This window comes from Arthrobacter sp. NEB 688, from assembly GCF_013201035.1.
GTDB lineage: Bacteria > Actinomycetota > Actinomycetes > Actinomycetales > Dermatophilaceae > Phycicoccus.
This window is the reverse complement of the sequence record NZ_CP053707.1, coordinates 3,917,729-3,932,818: the sequence shown is the minus strand read 5'-3', so window position 1 is coordinate 3,932,818 and position 15,090 is coordinate 3,917,729. Positions and strand designations below refer to the sequence as shown.

Below are 15,090 nucleotides of genomic sequence, written 5' to 3'. Positions count from 1 at the left end.
GGCTGCTGGGCTGTCCGGCCTGCCGTCGTCGGTGGGCCGCGCCATGATGGCCGACGTGGTGACCGACCGGGCCTGGACCTTCGAGGCGACGCTGTGGCGCGACGGCGGGTGGCGCTTCGTCACGGTGCCGGCGCAGGCCAGCGACGAGGTCGACGCGGTGGTCGGCGACGCGACGGGCGGCTTCGGCTCCGTCCGGGTGCGCGTCCAGGTGGGCGCGACCACCTGGCTCACGAGCGTCTTCCCGTCCACGGCGCACGCCGCCTATGTGCTCCCGGTCAAGAAGGCCGTGCGGGCCGCCGAGGCGCTCGACGAGGGCGACACGGTCCGCGTCGTGCTGCGGCTCGAGGGCCGCTGACGACGTCCTGACGGGTCCCACCGCAGGTCACCGTGGCCGGTGCGGGCGCCGACCTCCCGTAGCGTGGTCCCCGTGGAGAGCATCACCGGTCCGGTCGTCGACATCATCGGGTCCGTCGGCGAGGTCGGGGTCGGCGGGCTCATCGCCCTCGAGACCGTCCTGCCGCCGATCCCGTCCGAGGTGATCCTGCCCTTCGCGGGGTTCGCTGCCGCCGACGGGCGCCTCAACGCGCCGCTGGCGTGGGTGTGCGCGACCATCGGCTCGCTCCTCGGCGCCGCCGTCCTCTACTGGGTCGGCTACGCCCTCAGCTACGAGCGGCTCTACCAGCTGGCCGGCAAGCGGTGGTTCCTCCTCTTCGGCCAGCGCGACCTCGACCGCGGCTTCCGGTTCTTCGACCGGCACGGCTCGGTCGTCGTCCTCGTCGGGCGGTTCGTCCCGTTCATCCGCTCGGTCGTGTCCGTCCCGGCCGGGATGGACCGGATGCCCCTGCCGCGCTTCCTCGCGCTGACGGCGCTGGGCAGCGGCATCTGGAACGCCGCGTTCATCGCCCTCGGGTACCGGCTCCAGGAGAACTACGACGTCGTCGAGCAGTACGTCTCGCCGGTCAGCCGCGGGGTCGTCGCCGTCCTCGTGCTCGTGCTCGTGTGGCTCGTCGTGCGGCGCGTGCGCCAGCGCCGAGCCGTCGAGGCGGGCGAGGAGCCGGCGCACTTCCGGCCGACCTACCAGCCGCCGACCGACGACGACGACGCGCAGGAGCCCGCGCCCGCCCGCGACTGACGACGCGCTCAGCCCTCGTCGCGCCAGGAGCGCCACAGGGCCGCGTAATCGCCGTCGGCGGCGACCAGCTCGTCGTGCGTGCCGAGCTCGCGCACCCGCCCGCCGTCGACGACGGCCACCCGGTCGGCGTCGTGCGCCGTGTGCAGCCGGTGGGCGATGGCCACGACGGTCCGGCCTGTGAGCACCGCCCCGAGCGAGCGCTCGAGGTGGCGGGCGGCCCGTGGGTCGAGCAGCGAGGTCGCCTCGTCGAGCACGAGCGTGTGCGGGTCGGCGAGCACCAGCCGGGCCAGCGCGACCTGCTGGGCCTGGGCCTCGGTCAGCGGGTGGCCGCCGGAGCCGACGCGCGTGGCGAGCCCCTCGGGCAGGGCCCGCGCCCAGTCGAGCGCGTCGACGGCGTCCAGCGCGGCGCACAGCTCGGCGTCGTCCGCCGCGGGGCGGGGCAGGCGCAGGTTCTCGGCCAGGGTGCCGACGAAGACGTGGTGCTCCTGGGTCACGAGGGCGACCTCGCCGCGCAGGGCGTCCAGCTCGAGGTCGACGAGCGGCACGCCGCCGACCGTGATGCGCCCTGTCCGGGGACCGTCGACGCCGGCGAGCAGCCGCCCGAGCGTCGACTTGCCGGCGCCGGACGGGCCGACGACGGCCAGCCGCTCGCCGGGGCGCAGGTCGAGCGAGACGCCGTGCAGCACGTCCTGCCCCTCGCGGTAGGCGTACCGGACGTGCTCGACCGACAGGTCCTCGCCGGCCGGGGTCGCGCCGGTGGCGACGCGGTCGGCCGGGACCTCGCCGACGCCGAGGATGCGCGACATCGAGGTCGCCGCGAACTGGATCTCGTCGAGCAGCTCGATGAGCTCCCCGAGGGGGTCGAGGAGCCGCTGGACGTAGAGGACGACCGCGGTCGCGGTGGCGACCGGGACGACGCCCTCCCACGCCAGCCAGCCGCCCCAGAGCAGCGCGCCGGCGACGGGGGCGAAGAAGCCGACCTCGAGCCACGGGAACCAGCGCAGCCGCAGGCCGATCGTGTACCGCTCGGCGTCGTGGGCCTCGGCGAGGGCCTCGTCGAAGCGCTCGCCGCGCTCCGCCTGGAGGCCGAGGGCGTCGACGGTCTCGGCGCCCTCGACGGTCTCGGCGGCGACCCCGTTGAGGCGCGCGTACGAGGCGTGCTCCCAGAGGTAGCCGGGGCCGGCCAGGCGCAGGTAGCGGCGCGTCGGCAGGAACCAGACGAGGGGGGTGAGCAGCAGCGGCAGCGCGGCGAGCGGCGAGGCCACGACGGTCGCGACCCCGGTCACGAGCACCGTCGTCACCGAGACGACCATCGTCGGCACGCCGAAGCGGATGACGTAGCTGATGGCGTCGACGTCGTTCGTCGTGCGCGCGAGGAGGTCGCCGGTGCCCGCCCGCTCGACGGTCGACAGCGGCAGGCGCACGGTGGAGGCGACGAAGTCCTCGCGCAGCCGGGCGAAGACCTGCTCCGAGAGGACGAACGAGCTGCGCCGCGCGACCCAGGTCGTCGCGGTCTGGACGACGAGGGCGGCGGCGAGGAGGCCGACGAGCACGTCGATGCTCGAGATGCTCGCGCGGCCCGTCGTCACGAGCCCGACGACCTGCCCGACGACCCAGGGCGCCGCGAGGCCGACGACGGCCGCCAGCAGGTGCCAGAGGAGGACGAGGCCGAGGGCGCCGCGGTGCTCGCGCAGCAGGACGCGGACGTGCGCGCGGACCACCGGCCCGGCCGCGATGGGCAGGGTGCGGCGGGCGTGGTCGGTGCGCTCGCGCAGCGGCGACATCAGTCCTCCTCCCCGCGGACGACGACCGACCGGTAGGCCGGGCACTCCCGCGAGAGCTGCCGGTGGGTGCCGGTGGCGACGACGACGCCGTCCTCGACGAGGTGCACGACGTCGGCGCGGTCGAGCAGCAGCGGGCTCGCCGTGACGACCACCGTGGTGCGGCCGGCGCGGTGGGCCGCGAGGCGTCCGGCGATGCGCGCCTCCGTGTGCGCGTCGACCGCGCTCGTCGGCTCGACGAGGACGAGGACCTCGGGGTCGCGCAGGAGCGCCCGGGCGAGGGCCAGTCGCTGGCGCTGACCGCCGGAGAGCGAGCGGCCCCGCTCCTGGAGCTCGCCGTCGAGCCCCTCCTCGACGGCGGCGAGCGCATCCGCGGCGTCGGCGACCTCGAGCGCGGTGCGGCGGGCGTGGTCGTCCCGGCCGCCGAGGGCCTCGCGCAGCGGTCCGCTGAACAGGCGCGGGTCGGGCTGCGAGACGAGCACCAGGCGGCGGACGTCGGCGACCGGGAGGTCGTCGAGCGCGGTCGCGCCCCACGTGACGCCGTGCCGCCCCGCGACGGTGCGGCCGAGGCGGGCGGCGACCCCCGCGGTGTCCTCGGGCCGCGCGGCGACGAGGGCCGTCAGGCGGCCGGGCTCGACGACGACACCGGAGGCCGGGTCGACGAGGGGGCCGGCGGGAACGGTTGCGGCAGAGGCCGGCCCGGAAGGGTGGTCGGGCTCGACGGCGAGGATGCGCGAGATGCGGCGCGCCGCGACCCGGGTGGTGATGAGCTTGTCGGCCATCTCGACGGCGGTCTGCAGCGGGATGGTGAGGAAGGCCGTGTAGCCGTAGTACGCGACGAGCTGGCCGGCGCTGATCCGGCCGTCGACGGCGAGGTGCGCGCCGACGCCGGTGACGACGAGGACGAAGATCCCCGGCAGGAGGACCTGGGCGGCGTCGAGGGTCGCCTGGGTGCCGGCGACGCGGACGCCGGCGCGACGGACGGTCTGCGACTGCGCGCGGTAGCGGTCGAGGAAGGTGTCCTCGCCGCCGATGCCGCGCAGCACGCGCAGCCCCGAGACGGTGTCGGCGCCGAGCGCGGTCAGCCGCCCGGCCTCCTCGCGCTGGGCGGTCTGGCGACGCTGGAGCGGCTTCATGACGAAGGCGAGCGACGCGACGAGCAGCGGGCCACCCACGAGCATGACGAGCCCGAGCAGGACGGAGCCGCGCAGGAGGATGACCGCGACGACGACGAACGACACGACGGCCCCCATGAAGCGGGCGAAGACGTCGAAGCTGTGGCCCATCCGGCCGAAGTCGCTCGTGAAGCTGGCCAGCACCTCGCCGGCCGGCATCCGGCGGGTCAGCGCGGGCCCGGCGCGGCGGACGGCGAGGTCGGCGACGGAGCCGGCGCGGAACGCCGCGGTGAGCCAGTTGCGGACCGCGAAGAGGTGGCGCCCGTTGCCCGCCGCGGCGGAGACCAGGCCGAGGCCGACGACGGCCAGCGACCACAGGACGAGTGCGCGCCCGTCGCGCGCGACGATGCCGTCGTCGACGGCGCGGCCGACCGCGGCCGGCACGAGCGCGACGGAGAGCATCCACGGGATGCCGAAGCAGGCTCCGGCGACGAGGGTGCGCCACTGGCGGCGTGCGAGCCAGACGAGGAGGCGGTCGGGGCCGGTGGGCGGCAGGTCGTCGGGTCGCACGCCGTACGACCAGGGGGAGGGGTGCGTCGGCATGGTGACGTCCACGCTAGAGGGCGGGTCGGCCCCCGGGCCAACGGGTTTCGGTCAGGGCAGGCGGCCGGCGCGCGGGGGAGCGGCGGCGGCTCGCGAGCTGGCTGCGCGCTCGGCGGCCTCGGCCGGGTCGAAGGGGAGCTCCTCGTAGGGGTCGCCGACGGCGATGCGCCCGCCCTCCACGACGCGGAAGACGGTGCCGGCCCGGTCGTGCAGCGCGGCCGCGGCGCCGGGAGCCACCTCGTCGTCGAGGATGCGGCACGGGGCGGCGACGCGCACGACCTCGAGGAGGGTCGAGCCGAGCCGGGCGCGGGCGCCCGGCACCGACACGACGCGCCCGCCCGAGACCGTGACGTTGCGCCGGGTGCCCTCCGGCGGGACCGGTGAGCCCAGTCGCTCGGCGGCCTCGGCGAGCTGCTCGGCGGACTGCACCGTCACGTGGCGGTGGCGGGAGCCGTGGTAGCGGTCGCCGACGAGGCCCGCGCCCGCCTCGGCCTCGACCGCCTCGAGCGGGCGCATCGGCAGGCGGCGCCCGGGGGCGACGTGCAGGGCGGTGACGACGCGGACCTGCGGGCTGCTGCTCACACGTGTCCCAACGTCCCCTCGCGCCTCCACATTTCGGGGTCACCCCGACACGCCACCAGACCCGGGTCCGGATCCGGGGTCTCGTGGACGAGCTCGTGCCTCGGGCCGCCGGGGCCCGTCGCCGGACGGCGGGGCGCATCGAGGGCAGGCAACACGCAGGGGACGGCGACCGCCGGCCTGCGTGTCGCCTCCTCTCGCGCAACCCCGACGCCGGCCATGTCCATCGAAGGGAGGCAACACGCAGGGGATGGCGACCGCCGGCCTGCGTGTCGCCTCCCCTCGACGCCAAACCCCGGCGCCGGCCGGCCGCCGGACGGCGCCCCCAGCACGCTCACGTACCCTCGGGAGCGTGCTGCGGACGGCCCTGACCCCGAGGTTCCTCGGGCTGCTCGGGCTCGTCCTCGTCGTGGGCGCCCTGTTCGTCCAGCTCGGCCGGTGGCAGCTCGGGGTGGCCGAGGGCAACGCCGCGCGCGAGGCGGTCGAGGCGGCCCGCGCCGCGAAGCCGGCCGCCCTCACCGAGGTCCTCGGACCGCACGCGCCCTTCCCCGGCGAGCTGTCGTCGCGGCCGGTCACCGTCACCGGGCGCTACCTCGACGGCCAGGTCCTCGTCCCCGACCGCCGCCTCGAGGGCCGGGCCGGCTCCTGGGTCGTCACCCCGTTCCGCGTCGACGCCAACGGCGCGACCCTGCCCGTGCTGCGCGGCTTCGTCACCGACCCCGCGCAGGCCGGCGCGCCCCCCACGGGCACCCTCACCCTCGAGGGCGGCCTCGCCCCGTCGGAGTCGCCGACCGACGCCGTGACCCCCGGCCCCGGCGAGATCGCCTCGGTCGACACCTCGGTGCTCGTCAACACGTGGTCCGGCGACCTCTACAACGCCTTCGTCTTCCTCGCCGCCGAGCGACCGGGCACCGGCCCTCAGCTGACCAAGGTCCCGACCCCGCTCGCTCCGACCGGCGTCACCTGGCGCAACGCCGCCTATGCCGTCCAGTGGTGGGTCTTCGCCGCCTTCGCGCTGTGGCTGTGGTGGCGGATGGTCCGCGAGGCGCACGAGCGGACCGCTGCACCGCTCGTCCCGGCGCGGGGTGACAATGGAGCGCGTGAGCACTCCTGAGGCCGGCCGCGCCGGCACCGCGATCGCCCCCGAGGACGTCGACGCCGTCCGCCCCCGCCTCACCTTCTTCAAGGTGATGGCCTTCATCGTCGGCATCGGGCTGCTCGTGCTCGTCGTCGAGATGGTCCTGTCCTACGGCTTCGGGATGAAGGGCCAGGACAACCCCCTGTACTGGTGGCCGCAGCCGCACGGCTTCATCTACATGGTCTACCTCGTGGCGACGGCGCTGCTCGGCTTCAAGGTCGGCTGGCCGCTCGGCAAGATGGTCCTCGTCATGCTCGCCGGCTGCGTCCCGTTCCTCTCCTTCTGGGTGGAGCGGAAGGTCGCCGGCGAGGTCGAGGCGAGCCTCGTCGCCGCGCGCCGATAGCCTTGCGCTCGTGAGCGACGCCCCGGAGCTGCCCGCCGACCCCTCGCCCGTCGACCCCTCCCACGCCGTGGTCGAGGGTGGTGAGCCCATCCACCTCGCCGACCGGCCGGTGCTCGTCGTCGACTTCGGCGCGCAGTACGCGCAGCTGATCGCCCGCCGCGTGCGCGAGGCCAGCTGCTTCAGCGAGGTCGTCCCGAGCTCGATGCCGGCCGACGAGATGCTCGCGAAGCAGCCGTCGGCGATCATCCTCTCCGGCGGCCCGTCGTCGGTCTACGAGGAGGGCGCCCCGCGCCTCGACCCCGCCGTCCTCCAGGCCGGGGTCCCCGTGTTCGGCATGTGCTACGGCTTCCAGGCGATGGCCCTCGCGCTCGGCGGCAGCGTCGCGCGCACCGGCCTCTCGGAGTTCGGCGCGACGCCCGCGACGATCACCGACACGAGCTCGACGCTCTTCAACGGCCAGCCCTCCGACCAGTCGGTGTGGATGAGCCACGGCGACTCCGTCGAGGAGCCCCCGGCCGGGATGCGCGTCACGGCCACGACGGCCGGCGCCCCCGTCGCCGGCTTCGAGGACGACGAGCGCCGGCTGTACGGCGTCCAGTGGCACCCCGAGGTCATGCACTCGACGTTCGGGCAGCGCGTGCTCGAGAACTTCCTCAGCAAGGGCGCCGGCCTCTCGGGCTCGTGGACGGCGGCCAACGTCGTCGAGGAGCTCGTCGGCGCGGTGCGCGAGCAGATCGGCGACAAGCGGGCCATCTGCGGGCTCTCCGGCGGGGTCGACTCGTCGGTGGCCGCGGCGCTCGTCCAGCGCGCCGTCGGCGACCAGCTGACCTGCGTCTTCGTCGACCACGGCCTGCTGCGCGCGGGCGAGGCCGAGCAGGTGCAGCAGGACTTCGTCGCCGCGACCGGGGTCGACCTCGTGACCGTCGACGCCTCCGAGCAGTTCCTCACCGCGCTCGCCGGGGTCAGCGACCCCGAGGAGAAGCGCAAGATCATCGGCCGCGAGTTCATCCGCGTCTTCGAGCAGGCCGCGCGCGACATCGTCGGCTCCCACGAGGGCGAGCACCCCGTCGAGTTCCTCGTCCAGGGCACGCTCTACCCGGACGTCGTCGAGTCCGGCGGCGGCACCGGCACGGCGAACATCAAGAGCCACCACAACGTCGGTGGCCTCCCGGACGACCTGCACTTCAGCCTCGTCGAGCCGCTGCGGCTGCTCTTCAAGGACGAGGTGCGCCAGGTCGGCCTCGAGCTCGGTGTGCCCGAGGGCATCGTCTGGCGCCAGCCGTTCCCGGGCCCCGGCCTGGGCATCCGCATCGTCGGCGAGGTGACCCGCGAGCGCCTCGACATCCTCCGCGCCGCCGACCAGGTCGCCCGCGAGGAGCTCTCGGCCGCCGGCCTCGACCGCGAGATCTGGCAGTGCCCGGTCGTGCTGCTCGCCGACGTCCGCTCGGTCGGCGTCCAGGGCGACGGCCGCACCTACGGCCATCCGATCGTGCTGCGGCCGGTGTCGTCCGAGGACGCGATGACCGCCGACTGGACCCGCATCCCCTACGACGTGCTCGCGAAGATCTCGACGCGCATCACGAACGAGGTGCGCGAGGTCAACCGGGTCGTCCTCGACGTCACGAGCAAGCCGCCGGGCACCATCGAGTGGGAGTGACCCGCGAGGAGCGCTCCCCGAGCGGGCCGCGGCGTGGCAGGCTGGGACGCAGTACCCGCCGGTAACCCACCCCCCGAGGACGGTCATCCATGGAGAGCTCGACGACGAGCGTCACCGCCACCGACGGCACGGCCGTCTTCGTGCACCGCTGGCTGCCGGACGGCGACCCGCGCGGGGTCGTCGTCGTCGCGCACGGGATGGCCGAGCACTCGGCCCGCTACGCGCGGCTCGCCGAGACGCTGACCGCCGCGGGGTACGCCGTCCACGCCCCGGACCACCGCGGGCACGGGCGCACCGCGTCGGCCGCCGACCACGGCTACTTCGCCGACACGGCCGGCTGGGAGGCCGTCGTCGCCGACCTGCGTGCGGTCATCGCCGACGCCCGCGCCGAGCACCCCGGCCTGCCGGTCTTCCTCCTCGGGCACTCGATGGGCTCCTTCCTCAGCCGCTCGCTCGTCGTCGAGGACTCGCGCGGGCTCGCCGGCCTGATCCTGTCCGGGACCGCGGGCGACCCCGGCCTGCTCGGCAGGGTCGGGGCGGCCGTCGCCGCGGGCGAGGCCCGGCTGCGGGGCCGCCGGCACCAGAGCGCGCTCATGGACAAGCTGACCTTCGGCCAGTACAACGCGGCGTTCAAGCCCACCCGCACGGACTTCGACTGGCTCTCGCGCGACCCCGACGAGGTCGACGCCTACGTCGCGGACCCGCTGTGCGGCAACACCTTCACCTCCGGGTTCTTCGTCGACCTGCTCGGCGGCCTCGGGGGCATCAACGACCCGAAGAAGGTCGCCCGGGTCCGCCGCGACCTGCCGGTGCTGCTGGTCAGCGGCGACGCCGACCCGGTGGGCGCCGGCGGCAAGGGGCCGCGCGCCGTCGCGCAGCAGTACCGCGAGGCCGGGCTGACCGACGTCACCTGCACGCTGTACCCCGAGGCACGGCACGAGCTGTTCAACGAGACCAACCGCGACGAGGTCACCGCCGACGTCGTGCGCTGGCTCGACGCGCACCTGCCGGCCTGACCGGCGCGCGGCATCCGGCATCGGGCGGGCGCCGACCGAGCAGTCCCCTCACCTCCTCGAGGGGAGGCAACACGCAGGGCCCGGGCGCATCCGGTCGGCGTGTTGCCTGCCCTCGCGTCCGTGCCCCCACGAGCTCGGGACTGACGTCTCGGGGTCACCCCGAAAGGTGGAGGCACGAGCGGAGGGAGGGGCGCGAGGGGTCGGATGCGGGGTCGAGCGCCCTCTCTGGCTAGGGTTGGCCGCGTGTTGAGAACGGCCGCCGCCGTCGTCGCGGGCAAGACCGCGCGAGCCCTCGCCCGCCGCCGGGGCGGAGGGTCGGCCTTCCCGGGCCTCGTCGCCGAGCGCATCGACCCGGGCATCCTGCGGCACGCCCTGGCCGACGTGCGCGGCGGCATCGTCGTCGTCAGCGGCACCAACGGCAAGACGACGACGACCAAGATGCTCGTCGCCCTCCTGCGCGCCCACGGCCGCAGCGTCTTCACCAACCCGACGGGCTCGAACTTCACCCGCGGCGTGCTCTCCGAGATGCTCCCGCAGCTGCCGGTCAGCGGCCGCCTGAGGAGCGACCTCGCCGTCGTCGAGCTCGACGAGGCCCACGCGATGCGCTTCATCGCCGAGGTCCCCCCGACCCACTCGCTGCTGCTCAACGTCGCGCGCGACCAGCTCGACCGGTTCGCCGAGATCGACCACACCGCCGACCTCCTGGCCCGGCTCGGCGCCGCGAGCACGCAGGGCGTCGTCGCCAACGCCGACGACCCGTTCATCTCCCGCGCGGCCGGCGCCGTCGACGTGCCGGTGCGGTGGTTCGGCCTCGACGCGTCCATCGCCGACCGGCTGCCGGAGCTGACCGAGCACGACGCCCGCTTCGACGACGAGCCGACGACGCACGAGCCCGGCCCCGGTGACGCCCGCCTGCGCCCGCACGACGAGCGCTCGTTCGACGTGGTCTTCGACGACGTCGTCGTCGGGCCGGTCACCCTCCAGCAGCGCGGCCTCGCGGCGATGATCAACGCCACCGCCGCCACGACGACCGCCCGCCTGCTGCTCGGCGAGGCCTTCGACGCCGCGATAGCCGCCGAGGCGCTCGCGGCGGTCCGGCCGCCGTTCGGCCGCGGCGAGGTCGTCATGGTCGACGGCCAGCCGCTCGAGCTCGTCCTCGTCAAGAACCCGGCGGGCTTCGGCGTCGCCCTCAGCACCTACGGCACGACGCCGGTCGCGACGATGGTCGCCATCAACGACAACGACGCCGACGGCCGCGACGTCTCGTGGCTCTACGACGTCAGCTTCGCCAACCTGCGCGAGCGCGGGGTCGCCCTGACGAGCGGTGTGCGCGCCTACGACATGGCCCTGCGGCTGCACTACGACGACGTCCACACCGACCGCGTCGTCCCCGACCTCGACGAGGCCCTCGACGCCTTCGTCGCCGCCCACCCCGACGAGCCCAAGCGCATCTTCTGCACCTACACGGCGATGATGGCGCTGCGGCGCACGCTCGCCGCCCGCCACGGCCTCGACCGCTTCGGGGAGGAGACGCCCGCATGAGCACGACCGAGCGCTACGAGCCCGAGGGCACGAGCAAGGGGACGATCACCGTCGTCCACCTCTACCCGCGCGAGATGAGCATCTACGGCGACCGCGGCAACACGCACGCGCTCGCCGGGCGCATCCGCCGGCACGGGTACACCGCCGAGGTCGTGCTCCACGACCCGGGCAGCGAGTTCCGGCGCGACGCCCACCTGTTCACCGGCGGCGGCGGCCAGGACTCGGGCCAGGCGCGGGTCGAGGCCGACCTGGTCGCCATCGGCCCGACCCTGAAGTCCCTCGCCGACGACGGCGTCCCGATGCTCATGATCTGCGGGATGTACCAGCTCTTCGGCAACAGCTTCCACACCGTCGGCGGCCAGGTGCTGCCGGGGCTGGGCATCCTCGACGTGACGACCCGCGGCAACGACAAGCGGATGATCGGGCCGGTCTGCCTCGAGACGGAGTTCGGCCGGGTCGTCGGCTACGAGAACCACTCGGGCTCGACGGTGCTCGGCAGCGGGCAGGAGCCGTTCGGGCGGGTGCTGGCCGGCCACGGCAACAACGGCGAGGACGGCACCGAGGGCGCGCGCCGGCTCAACGTCATCGGCAGCTACCTCCACGGGCCGCTGCTGCCGGCCAACCCGATGGTCTCCGACGCCCTCATCGCCGTCGCCGCCGAGCGCGCGACCGGGCGGCCCTTCGAGCCGGCCGACCTCGACGACCCCCTCGCGACCCAGGCCCGGGAGCGCCAGGTCCGCCGCCTCGTCGGTGCCCGCTGACCGTCCGGCACCCCGGCGCGCCCTACACCGCAGTAACCGCTGCCCTGGCGACACCTACTGCGCCGTAGCGTGCGACACCCCCCTGCGGGCTCGGTGCGCGCTACACCGCGGTAACCGCTGTTCTGGCGACGCTGACTGCGGTGTAGCCCGCGATCGGCCGGGGCGTGGGATCACCCCGGGCACGGCGCCGGCGGGGACCGGCTGACAGGATGGCCGGGTGAGCCAGACCAGCCCGGATGCCGTCGCCACCGCCTTCGCCGAGTACGTCACCGCGTCGCCCACGGCCTTCCACGCCGCCGCCGTCGCCCGTGACCACCTCGTGGCGGGCGGGTTCACCGAGCTCGACGAGACGCAGGCCTGGCCGAGCGCCCCGGGCGGCTACGTCGTCGTCCGCGACGGCGCCGTCATCGCCTGGCGGGTCCCGCAGGGCGCCGGCCCGACGACGCCGTTCCGCATCCTCGGCGCGCACACCGACAGCCCGACCTTCCGGCTCAAGCCGAACCCCGTGGTGCGCGAGCACGGCTGGGAGCGGCTCAACGTCGAGGTCTACGGCGGCCCGACCCTCCCCTCGTGGTTCGACCGCGACCTCGCGATCGCCGGCCGGGTCGTCGACGCCGACGGCGCCACCCGGCTCGTGCGCTCGGGCCCGGTGGCCCGCATCCCGCACCTGGCCATCCACCTCGACCGCGCGGTCAACGACGGGTTCGCCCCGGACGTGCAGCGCCAGCTGCTGCCGGTCGTCGGCGCGGCGGACGGCCCCGGCTCCGCCGACCCCGCCCACTGGCTGCGCGAGCTCGTCGGCGACGCCGTGGCCTGGGACCTCTTCCTCGCCGACACCCAGGAGCCGGCGCGCATCGGTGTCCGCGGCGACCTCCTCGCCTCCTGGCGGATGGACAACCTCACGAGCGTCCACGCCGGGCTGCTCGGCCTCCTCGAGGCGCCCGAGGACGGCGGGCACATCCCCGTCCTCGCCGCCTTCGACCACGAGGAGGTCGGCTCGGCCTCGGTGACCGGCGCGGGCGGGCCGTTCCTCGAGGACGTGCTGGGGCGGGTCCTCGAGGGCCTCGGGGCCGGCCGCTCCGACGCGGCGCGCGCCTTCCGGTCCTCGTGGCTGCTCTCCAGCGACGCCGGCCACCTCGTGCACCCCGGCCACCCGGAGAAGCACGACCCGACCAACCGGCCGCGCCCGGGCGGCGGCCCGCTGCTCAAGGTCAACGCGCGCCAGCGCTACACGACCGAGGCCCGCGGCGAGGCGCTCTTCGCGGCGGCGTGCGAGCGGGCCGGCGTGCCCTTCCAGCACTACGTCAACCCGAACACGATCGCCGGCGGCTCGACCATCGGCCCGATCGCGGCGACCCGGCTCGGCATCCCGACCGTCGACATCGGCGTCGGCCTGCTCTCGATGCACTCGACGCGCGAGCTCGTGCACCTCGGCGACCTCGCCGCGCTGCACGGCGCGGTCGCGGCGTTCCTCGCCGGCTGACGAGCGCTCAGGCGGGCCGGGCGAAGACCGGCTCCTCGCCCTCGGCCGGCGGCTCGGCCTTCGGGCTGAGCGACCACAGCAGCCAGCCGAGGCCGCCGAGGGGCACCTCCATGAGGTGGGTGATGATCGAGAAGAGCACGACGCCGGCGGTGGCCTCGGCGTTGCCCGCGCCCCAGCCGACGAGGACGATCGTCGTCGCGGCCTCGGTGACCCCGACCCCGCCCGGCGTGATGCCGACCGCGGTGAGCAGCCGGCCGATGGCGTACGCCGCGAAGAGCAGGTTGAGCGGCAGCATGACGCCGGTCTCGCGCATCACGAGGACGAAGAGGACGTAGTACGCGGCGAAGAAACCGACCATCCCGAGCGTCATCGACCACCAGCGCCAGCGGACGACGTCGATGATCCGGCTGCGCAGGTCGCTCACGAGGTCCTCGACGCTCATCGTCGAGTCCGGCCGGCGCCGCCGCACGAGCGGGCGCAGCGCGCGGTCGAGCAGCGCCCCGGCCCGCTGCGCCACCCGCTCGCTCGCGAGCATCCCCGCGACGGCGCCGATGACGCCGAGGCCGGTCAGCGAGCCCGCGACGGCGAGGTCGGAGAGCGCCTGGGGGAGCGTGACGCCGCCGATGACGAGGACGAGGATCGCGACGACGGGCAGCGCGATGCGGGCGAGGACGTTCCAGACGCCGGTGACGATCGCCGAGGTCGACGTCGCGCGGCGCGAGAAGCCCCACGAGCGGCACATCGCGTAGGTCGCGGCCAGCCCGACCGCTCCGCCCCCGGGCAGCAGGTTCGAGACGGACGAGCCGCAGAGGTTGATGATGAGCGCCTTGCCGTGCGTCAGCCCGCGCAGCGACCCCGTGAAGGTGAACGTGTAGCAGTAGAGCCCGAGGAGCATGAGCACCTGGAAGCCGATGACGTGCAGCGGCGGCACGGTGCGGATGACGCCCCAGATGTCGCCCCACGAGGTCTTCGCGAAGTGCGGCAGGCCCCAGACGAGGAGGACGACGGCCAGGGCCAGCCCGAGCCCGAACTGGAGCAGCTGGCGGCTGCGGCGCTGCGGCTTCACCGCGGGCGCGCTCACGGCAGCCCCTCGAAGACGTCGGTGACCACGGGTCCGCCGGCCGGCCGCGACGGGTCGCGGAACCACTCCCGCCCGAAGACGAGGTCGTAGAGCGGGCGCGGGATGCGCAGGAACGCCTGGAGGGTGCGGTCGCCGGTCTGGCCCCCCTCGCCGACCTCGGCCGCGCCGCCACCGGTCGCCTGCGAGGCGTGCGCGCGCATCGACGCGCGCTTGGCGGCGACGTGCCGGCGGACGTCGACGCGGTGGGTGATGTCGCGCCGGGCCGAGAAGGCCCGCTCGAAGCTCGTGGGGTCGAACTCGGCCGGGAAGCGGTAGACGCGGGCGAGCATCCGGACGGCGCGGGCGATGGTGTCGCGCGGGACGGTCGCCTCGAGGACCCGCGGGGTGCCGGCGACGACCGCGGCCCGGGCCGCGACCTCGTGCACGCGCCGGTGGTCGCGGTGCCCGTAGCCGCCGTTGGCGTCGTAGGAGAGCAGGACGTCGGCGCGCTCGGTGCGCAGGACGGCCGCCAGCCGCTCGGCGGCCTCCTCGAGCGGCGCCCGGCAGAAGCGGGTGAGGCCGGGGGCGTCCGGCTCGGGCTCCGGACCGGAGCCGCTGTCGGCGTAGCCGAGCCACTCGACGCGCGCCACGCCGAGCGCCGCGGCCGAGCGCTCGGCCTCGCGCAGGCGACGGGTGCCGAGGCCGCCGTCGCGGCGCAGGTCGTCGGCGGCCAGGCCCGCGCCCCCGTCGGTGGCGAGCACGAGCACGACGCGATGGCCCTGCGCGGCGGCCTTCGCCATGGTGCCGGCCGTCAGCAGGGCCTCGTCGTCGGGATGGGCGTGGAACGCCACGAGCGTGCGGGACATCGGGCCCATCCTCG

14 protein-coding genes are annotated in these 15,090 nt (G+C 75.2%); 9 read left to right on the top strand and 5 right to left on the bottom strand.

Annotated elements, in window-relative coordinates; all coding sequences use genetic code 11:
* The first annotated feature begins 55 nt into the window (after positions 1-55).
* Both HL663_RS18430 and HL663_RS18425 read left to right on the top strand, forming a co-directional pair.
* The gene (locus tag HL663_RS18430) at positions 56-355 is read left to right on the top strand and encodes a DUF1905 domain-containing protein (RefSeq protein ID WP_353654105.1); all 300 of its coding nucleotides are present in this window, start codon (positions 56-58) and stop codon (positions 353-355) included.
* Positions 356-427: 72 nt separating this feature from the next.
* Positions 428-1,132 carry a DedA family protein gene (locus HL663_RS18425; RefSeq protein ID WP_216842631.1) on the top strand — a complete coding sequence of 235 codons (705 nt, stop codon included), beginning with the start codon at positions 428-430 and terminating at the stop codon, positions 1,130-1,132.
* 8 nt (positions 1,133-1,140) lie between these two features.
* Here the strand turns inward: HL663_RS18425 and HL663_RS18420 are convergent, their stop codons facing one another.
* Genes HL663_RS18420 through HL663_RS18410 form a run of 3 tightly spaced genes read right to left on the bottom strand, consistent with a single transcriptional unit; the run spans position 1,141 to position 5,213 of the window.
* Entirely contained in the window at positions 1,141-2,916 is a 1,776-nt protein-coding gene (locus HL663_RS18420; RefSeq protein WP_173029783.1) for an ABC transporter ATP-binding protein, read from the bottom strand.
* Positions 2,916-4,631, bottom strand: coding sequence for an ABC transporter transmembrane domain-containing protein (locus tag HL663_RS18415; RefSeq protein WP_173029782.1), 1,716 nt, complete (start codon positions 4,629-4,631; stop codon positions 2,916-2,918). Before HL663_RS18415 ends, HL663_RS18420 begins: the two co-directional genes overlap by 1 nt.
* Before the next feature lie 51 nt (positions 4,632-4,682).
* A complete protein-coding gene (locus HL663_RS18410; protein WP_286175784.1) occupies positions 4,683-5,213 on the bottom strand; it encodes an MOSC domain-containing protein in 531 nt (176 codons plus the stop codon).
* A 349-nt stretch (positions 5,214-5,562) separates the two neighbouring features.
* Between HL663_RS18410 and HL663_RS18405 the strand changes: the two genes are divergently transcribed.
* The 7 genes from HL663_RS18405 (at position 5,563) to HL663_RS18375 (ending at position 13,150) form a co-directional block, all read left to right on the top strand.
* On the top strand, positions 5,563-6,324 hold the full coding sequence (locus tag HL663_RS18405) for an SURF1 family protein (RefSeq protein WP_173029781.1): 762 nt from the start codon (positions 5,563-5,565) through the stop codon (positions 6,322-6,324).
* Positions 6,325-6,400: 76 nt separating this feature from the next.
* Complete coding sequence (locus HL663_RS18400; protein ID WP_286176072.1) at positions 6,401-6,691, top strand: DUF3817 domain-containing protein; 291 nt, start codon at positions 6,401-6,403, stop codon at positions 6,689-6,691.
* Between the two features lie 67 nt (positions 6,692-6,758).
* A complete protein-coding gene (gene guaA / locus HL663_RS18395; protein WP_173030288.1) occupies positions 6,759-8,348 on the top strand; it encodes a glutamine-hydrolyzing GMP synthase in 1,590 nt (529 codons plus the stop codon).
* Between the two features lie 89 nt (positions 8,349-8,437).
* The gene (locus HL663_RS18390) at positions 8,438-9,364 is read left to right on the top strand and encodes an alpha/beta hydrolase (protein WP_173029780.1); all 927 of its coding nucleotides are present in this window, start codon (positions 8,438-8,440) and stop codon (positions 9,362-9,364) included.
* Positions 9,365-9,607: 243 nt separating this feature from the next.
* Positions 9,608-10,906, top strand: a complete 1,299-nt coding sequence (locus HL663_RS18385) for a Mur ligase family protein (protein ID WP_286175783.1) — start codon at positions 9,608-9,610, stop codon at positions 10,904-10,906.
* Positions 10,903-11,667 carry a type 1 glutamine amidotransferase gene (locus tag HL663_RS18380; RefSeq protein ID WP_173029778.1) on the top strand — a complete coding sequence of 255 codons (765 nt, stop codon included), beginning with the start codon at positions 10,903-10,905 and terminating at the stop codon, positions 11,665-11,667. Before HL663_RS18385 ends, HL663_RS18380 begins: the two co-directional genes overlap by 4 nt.
* Positions 11,668-11,884: 217 nt before the next feature.
* A complete protein-coding gene (locus HL663_RS18375) occupies positions 11,885-13,150 on the top strand; it encodes a M18 family aminopeptidase (RefSeq protein ID WP_173029777.1) in 1,266 nt (421 codons plus the stop codon).
* A gap of 7 nt (positions 13,151-13,157) precedes the next feature.
* On the opposite strand, the gene HL663_RS18370 is transcribed toward HL663_RS18375, so the two are convergent.
* Complete coding sequence (locus HL663_RS18370) at positions 13,158-14,231, bottom strand: lysylphosphatidylglycerol synthase transmembrane domain-containing protein (RefSeq protein WP_286175782.1); 1,074 nt, start codon at positions 14,229-14,231, stop codon at positions 13,158-13,160.
* Positions 14,228-15,085: a PIG-L deacetylase family protein gene (locus HL663_RS18365; protein ID WP_173029776.1), complete on the bottom strand. Its 858-nt coding sequence runs from the start codon at positions 15,083-15,085 to the stop codon at positions 14,228-14,230. Before HL663_RS18365 ends, HL663_RS18370 begins: the two co-directional genes overlap by 4 nt.
* Positions 15,086-15,090 lie beyond the last annotated feature (5 nt).

Excerpts from the sequence above, each read along its gene's own strand:
- HL663_RS18420 (WP_173029783.1), bottom strand. The coding sequence starts at position 2,916 with ATGTCGCCGCTGCGCGAGCGCACCGACCACGCCCGCCGCACCCTGCCC.
- HL663_RS18415 (WP_173029782.1), bottom strand. The coding sequence starts at position 4,631 with ATGCCGACGCACCCCTCCCCCTGGTCGTACGGCGTGCGACCCGACGAC.
- HL663_RS18400 (WP_286176072.1), top strand. The coding sequence starts at position 6,401 with ATGGCCTTCATCGTCGGCATCGGGCTGCTCGTGCTCGTCGTCGAGATG.
- HL663_RS18390 (WP_173029780.1), top strand. The coding sequence starts at position 8,438 with ATGGAGAGCTCGACGACGAGCGTCACCGCCACCGACGGCACGGCCGTC.
- HL663_RS18380 (WP_173029778.1), top strand. The coding sequence starts at position 10,903 with ATGAGCACGACCGAGCGCTACGAGCCCGAGGGCACGAGCAAGGGGACG.
- HL663_RS18365 (WP_173029776.1), bottom strand. The coding sequence starts at position 15,085 with ATGGGCCCGATGTCCCGCACGCTCGTGGCGTTCCACGCCCATCCCGAC.